The 6125-nt window shown below is 58.7% G+C and carries 4 protein-coding genes; 2 read left to right on the top strand and 2 right to left on the bottom strand.

From position 1 onward, the window contains the following. Positions 1–192 precede the first annotated feature (192 nt). Together typA and thiI are read right to left on the bottom strand one after the other, a co-directional pair. Positions 193–2013, bottom strand: coding sequence for a translational GTPase TypA (gene typA / locus JMN22_RS26365; RefSeq protein WP_198797379.1), 1821 nt, complete (start codon positions 2011–2013; stop codon positions 193–195). A gap of 134 nt (positions 2014–2147) precedes the next feature. Next, positions 2148–3602, bottom strand: a complete 1455-nt coding sequence (gene thiI, locus JMN22_RS26370; protein ID WP_198797378.1) for a tRNA uracil 4-sulfurtransferase ThiI — start codon at positions 3600–3602, stop codon at positions 2148–2150. A 328-nt stretch (positions 3603–3930) separates the two neighbouring features. Between thiI and glnA the strand changes: the two genes are divergently transcribed. Both glnA and JMN22_RS26380 read left to right on the top strand, forming a co-directional pair. Further along, positions 3931–5337, top strand: coding sequence for a type I glutamate--ammonia ligase (gene glnA / locus JMN22_RS26375; RefSeq protein WP_030141463.1), 1407 nt, complete (start codon positions 3931–3933; stop codon positions 5335–5337). Positions 5338–5458: 121 nt separating this feature from the next. After that, a complete protein-coding gene (locus JMN22_RS26380) occupies positions 5459–6016 on the top strand; it encodes a chorismate mutase (RefSeq protein WP_198797377.1) in 558 nt (185 codons plus the stop codon). Positions 6017–6125 lie beyond the last annotated feature (109 nt).

Raw genomic sequence — 6125 nt, forward strand, 5'->3', positions numbered from 1 at the left:
CGCTATCGCGAGCAAGCTCGCTCCCACAGTTGATTTTCAGCGGATACAGATTTTGTGTCCGACATAAATCCACTGTGGGAGCGAGCTTGCTCGCGATGGGGCCCTACAGGCGCCACATAAAATCCCAGGCACAAAAAAACGCCCCCGGTCTCGCAACCGGGGGCGTTTTTCATTCAGCCGAGGCTAAAGCAATCAGGCCTTGGCTTTCTTGGCGGCGCGGGTACGCTCGCTTTCGTCCAGGATCTTCTTGCGCAGGCGGATCGACTTCGGCGTCACTTCGCACAGCTCGTCGTCCTGGATGAATTCCAGGGCCTGTTCCAGGGTGAAGCGAACAGGTGGAACCAGGGCGATGGTTTCGTCTTTGCCCGAAGCGCGCATGTTGTCGAGCTTCTTGCCCTTGGTAGGGTTCACGCCCAGGTCGTTGTCACGGCTGTTCAGACCAACGATCTGGCCACCGTAGATTTCCTGGCCGTGTTCAACGAACAGCTTGCCACGCGCCTGGAGGGTTTCCAGGGAGTAGGTCAGTGCCTTGCCGGTTTCAACCGAAACCAGAACGCCGTTCTGGCGACCGGACATGTCGCCCGACTTCATCACGTCGTAACGGTCGAAGATCGAGGTCAGGATGCCAGCACCGTTGGTCAGGGTCAGGAACTGGTTACGGAAACCGATCAGACCGCGAGCAGGGATGTTGTATTCCAGGCGTACACGGCCCTTGCCATCCGGCACCATGTTGGTCAGGTCGCCCTTACGCAGGCCCATCTCTTCCATCACCTTGCCCTGGGATTCTTCCGGCAGGTCGATGGTGACGTTTTCGAACGGTTCGTGCTTCACGCCGTCAACCAGGCGGATGATCACTTCCGGACGACCTACAGCCATTTCGAAGCCTTCGCGACGCATGGTTTCGATCAGTACCGAGAGGTGCAGTTCGCCACGGCCGGAGACCTTGAACTTGTCAGCCGAGTCGCCTTCTTCAACGCGCAGTGCAACGTTGTACAGCAGCTCCTTGTCCAGACGCTCCTTGATGTTACGGGACGTCACGAACTTGCCTTCTTTACCGCAGAATGGCGAGTCGTTTACCTGGAAGGTCATGGAAACGGTTGGCTCGTCGACGGTCAACGGCTTCATCGCTTCAACGGTGTCCGGGTGGCACAGGGTGTCGGAGATGAACAGCGAGTCCAGGCCGCTGATGCAGACGATGTCGCCGGCAGCCGCTTCTTCGACGTCTACACGGTGCAGACCGTGGTGACCCATCAGCTTCAGGATACGACCGTTGCGACGCTTGCCATCGGCGCCGATAGCCACGACTGGAGTGTTCGGCTTGACGCGACCACGGGCGATACGGCCAACACCGATAACACCCAGGAAGCTGTTGTAGTCCAGTGCGGAGATTTGCATCTGGAACGGACCGTCACGGTCGACTTTCGGCGCAGGTACGTTGTCGACGATCGACTGGTACAGCGGGGTCATGTCTTCAGCCATGTCGGTGTGGTCCAGACCGGCAATACCGTTCAGGGCCGAGGCGTAGACGACTTTGAAGTCCAGCTGTTCTTCGGTGGCGCCCAGGTTGTCGAACAGGTCGAAGATCTGGTCCAGGACCCAGTCCGGACGCGCGCCTGGACGGTCAACCTTGTTGATGCACACGATCGGACGCAGGCCGGCTTCGAAGGCCTTCTTGGTCACGAAACGGGTTTGCGGCATAGGGCCGTCCTGGGCGTCGACCAGCAGCAGCACGGAGTCGACCATCGACATCACGCGCTCTACTTCACCACCGAAGTCGGCGTGGCCCGGGGTGTCCACGATGTTGATGTGGTAGCCGTTCCAGTTGATGGCGGTGTTTTTCGCCAGGATGGTAATACCGCGCTCTTTTTCCTGGTCGTTGGAGTCCATCACGCGCTCGTCGTTGAGCTCGTTGCGCTCCAGGGTGCCGGATTGACGCAAGAGTTTGTCTACCAGGGTGGTCTTACCATGGTCAACGTGAGCAATGATGGCGATGTTGCGTAGATTTTCGATCACTTGTGTATCTCGATCAGAGGATTCGGTGTGCTGACAGGTCGTGGCAGCGATTTACAGTAGAGTCCGACAGTTACAGCGTGTCGGCGGCGTCGGGGGGCCGGTGACGCAGGCCACAGGCAAACAGCCCCGGGCACTTAGCTCGGTCGATAAACGCGCACATTGGCATGCCCCTCACTGAGCAAATGGTGGGCATGCAGGCGACTCATCACGCCTTTGTCGCAATACAGCAGGTACTGGCGAGTAGGGTCCAGTTCCTTGAAACGCGCGTTCACTGCATAGAACGGCATCGTTTGTACCTCGACGCCGGCGACGCTCAGCGGGTCGTCTTCAGCATCGTCCGGATGACGGATGTCGATGATGATCTGACCGGCCAGCGCTTCGCCGACTTCTTCAATCTGGATGTCCTGGCCCAATTCGTCGATGACCCGATCGATCGGTACCAGCCTGGCGTTCTCGATCGCGCGTTCGAGTACCGCCATGTCGAATTCTTTCTCTTCGTGTTCCACGCGACCGCGCTTGGCCGCCGTCTTCGGATTGACCGAGATGACCCCGCAATACTCCGGCATGTGCCGGGCAAAATCGACGGTGCCGATCTCGTTGGCCGTGTCGATGATGTCCTGCTTGTGGCTGGCGATCAGCGGACGCAGCACGAGTTTCTCGGTCACGCAGTCGATCACCGACAGGTTCGGCAACGTCTGGCTCGATACCTGGGAAATCGCCTCGCCGGTCACCAGCGCGTCGATGTGCAGGCGGTCGGCGATGCTCGTCGCGGCACGCAACATCATACGCTTCAAAATGACGCCCATATGACTGTTATCGACTTTGCCGAGAATCTCGCCCAGGACTTCTTCGAACGGCACGCTCACAAATAACACGCGTTGGGAGCTGCCGTACTTCTTCCAGATGAAGTGCGCCACTTCCATTACGCCCAATTCGTGGGCGCGCCCGCCGAGATTGAAGAAGCAGAAATGGCTCATCAGGCCGCGACGCATGATCTGGTAGGCGGCGACGGTGGAGTCGAAACCACCGGACATCAACACCAGCGTCTGCTCCAACGAGCCCAGCGGGTATCCACCGATGCTGTCGTGCTGGCTGTGGATCACGAACAACCGCTGGTCGCGAATCTCGATGCGCACTTCAATTTCAGGATCCTTCAAGGAGATCCCGGCGGCGCCGCACTGCCGGCGCAACTGGCTGCCGACATAACGTTCCACGTCCATCGAACTGAACGGGTGCTTGCCGGCGCGCTTGCAGCGTACCGAAAAGATCTTGCCGGCCAGCGCATCACCATAATGGAGCATGCATTTGGCGAGGATGTCGTCGAAGTCCCCCAGCGGGTATTCGTCGACCTGCAGGAAATGCGCGATGCCTGGCATGCAGCTCAGACGCTCGGTCATTTCCTTCAGCAGCTTGGGTTCGCTGACGCGGGTTTCCAGTTCGAGGTTGTCCCACACGCCATTCACCACCACGGCCGGGTCCAGGTCACGGAGCACGGCACGGATGTTCTTGGCCAACTGGCGGATGAAACGCATCCGTACCGGGCGGCTCTTGATGGTGATCTCGGGGAAGACTTTTACGATTAGTTTCATGAAAACAGCGCGCGAACGGCCAGCCGAAAAAGGGGGGCGCGGATTATAGCGGAAATTGCTCAAGGTTTAACCAGTTAATGTGCAGATGGTTTTGCATGCACCAAAACAGGTCATTATTGATTGACGGCGCCACATTGCAGTGCGTTATTGTCCGACAATCTTGGATTTACGCCTTTAAAAGCGTGGATTTGGTGCAAAAAACCCATGGTGGGGCACTGGCATGCAATTTGCTCCCTTGTGAGGCAGGTTGCCTTGGCAGAGTATTCGCGCCGGCATCACCCATATCTAAGGGCACTCCACTACCCGCCCGAAGCCACCCGGAGGACATATGTCGAAGTCGGTTCAACTCATCAAAGATCATGACGTCAAGTGGATTGATCTGCGCTTCACTGACACCAAAGGCACTCAACATCACGTGACCATGCCGGCCCGTGATGCACTGGACGACGAATTCTTCGAAATCGGCAAGATGTTCGACGGTTCCTCCATCTCCGGCTGGAAAGGCATCGAAGCCTCCGACATGATCCTGATGCCGGACGACAGCACTGCCGTCCTGGACCCGTTCACCGAAGAGCCGACCCTGATCCTGGTCTGCGACATCATCGAACCTTCGACCATGCAAGGCTATGACCGCGACCCACGCGCCATCGCCCACCGTGCCGAGGAATACCTGAAGTCCACCGGTATTGGCGACACCGCTTTCTTCGGTCCAGAGCCCGAATTCTTCATCTTCGACTCGGTCAAGTTCAAGTCCGACATCTCCGGCTCCATGTTCAAGATCTTCTCCGAACAAGGTTCGTGGATGTCCGACCAGGACGTGGAAGGCGGCAACAAAGGCCACCGTCCAGGCATCAAGGGTGGCTACTTCCCGGTTCCACCGTTCGACTTCGACCACGAAATCCGTACCTCCATGTGCAACGCACTGGAAGAAATGGGCCAGACCGTCGAAGTTCACCACCACGAAGTGGCGACTGCCGGCCAGAACGAAATCGGCGTGAAATTCAACACGCTGGTGAAGAAGGCTGACGAAGTACAGACCCTGAAGTACTGCGTACACAACGTTGCCGACGCCTACGGCCGCACCGCGACCTTCATGCCGAAGCCTCTGTACGGCGACAACGGTTCGGGCATGCACGTGCACATGTCGATCTCCAAGGACGGCAAGAACACCTTTGCTGGCGAAGGTTATGCCGGCCTGTCGGACACCGCCCTGTACTTCATCGGCGGCATCATCAAGCACGGCAAGGCCCTGAACGGCTTCACCAACCCGTCGACCAACTCCTACAAGCGTCTGGTGCCAGGCTTCGAAGCCCCGGTGATGCTGGCCTACTCGGCTCGCAACCGTTCCGCCTCGATCCGTATTCCTTACGTGAACAGCCCGAAAGCCCGCCGCATCGAAGCGCGCTTCCCGGATCCGGCTGCCAACCCTTACCTGGCCTTCGCTGCACTGATGATGGCTGGCCTGGACGGTATCCAGAACAAGATCCACCCTGGCGATGCCGCTGACAAGAACCTGTATGACCTGCCGCCTGAAGAGGCCAAGGAAATCCCACAGGTTTGTGGCAGCCTGAAAGAAGCCCTGGAAGAGCTGGACAAGGGCCGTGCGTTCCTGACCAAGGGCGGCGTATTCAGCGATGACTTCATCGACGCTTACATCGCACTGAAAAGCGAAGAAGAAATCAAGGTTCGCACCTTCGTACACCCACTGGAATACGAGCTGTACTACAGCTGCTGATCCAGTAAGCGCCGCCACGCACGGCGTGAGTTAAAGAGAGGCCTCCTTCGGGAGGCCTTTTTTATGGGCGCAGGTTACGTGCATGATGATGCGCCGCTTCCCTCACAAGACGAGATTGCCAATGACTTCCCGCTTGAAGATTTGCCTCGCCCTGTCTGCAGCACTGCTATGTTCCACAGCCGAGGCCAACAACGCCCCCGAAGCGCTGACCCCGCTGCTCAATGCCATCGGCGAACGCCTGCAGATCGCCGATCAAGTGGCGCTGAGCAAATGGGACAGCGGCAAACCCGTGGAAGACCGTCAGCGCGAACGTGAAGTCATTGCCGCCGCCGTAGCCCAGGCGCCGATCTACAAGCTGAGCGGTGAAACCGTGGAAACGTTTTTCGCCGCCCAGATAGAGGCCAACAAATTTATCCAATACGTCAACTTGTCCGACTGGGCCCTGGAGGGCAAGGCACCGGATCTGCCACGCCCGGACCTGGTGGGCGAGATCCGCCCCAAACTCGACCGCCTGCAAAAGCGCCTGCTGCAGCAACTGGCCGACTTCGCGCCCTACCGCACCGACCCGCAGTGTCCGCAATGGCTGGCCCGTGCCACTCACCACAACAAGCAGCACCCGATACACCGGCTGGCCCTGATCCGGGCAACCGCCGGGCTCTGTATCTCCCCGAAATCCTGAGCCACCTCCCTTCCCCTGTGGGAGCGGGCTTGCTCGCGAAAGCGGTGTGTCAGCTTGCATCAATATCGACTGCGCCGCCGCCTTCGCGAGCAAGCCCGCTCCCACAGAG

The organism is Pseudomonas sp. HB05, from assembly GCF_016756915.1.
Classification (GTDB): domain Bacteria; phylum Pseudomonadota; class Gammaproteobacteria; order Pseudomonadales; family Pseudomonadaceae; genus Aquipseudomonas; species Aquipseudomonas alvandae.

What these genes read in the sequence shown, in the direction of transcription:
- thiI (WP_198797378.1), bottom strand. Translation starts at nt 3,602, where the DNA reads ATGAAACTAATCGTAAAAGTCTTCCCCGAGATCACCATCAAGAGCCGC.
- glnA (WP_030141463.1), top strand. Translation starts at nt 3,931, where the DNA reads ATGTCGAAGTCGGTTCAACTCATCAAAGATCATGACGTCAAGTGGATT.
- JMN22_RS26380 (WP_198797377.1), top strand. Translation starts at nt 5,459, where the DNA reads ATGACTTCCCGCTTGAAGATTTGCCTCGCCCTGTCTGCAGCACTGCTA.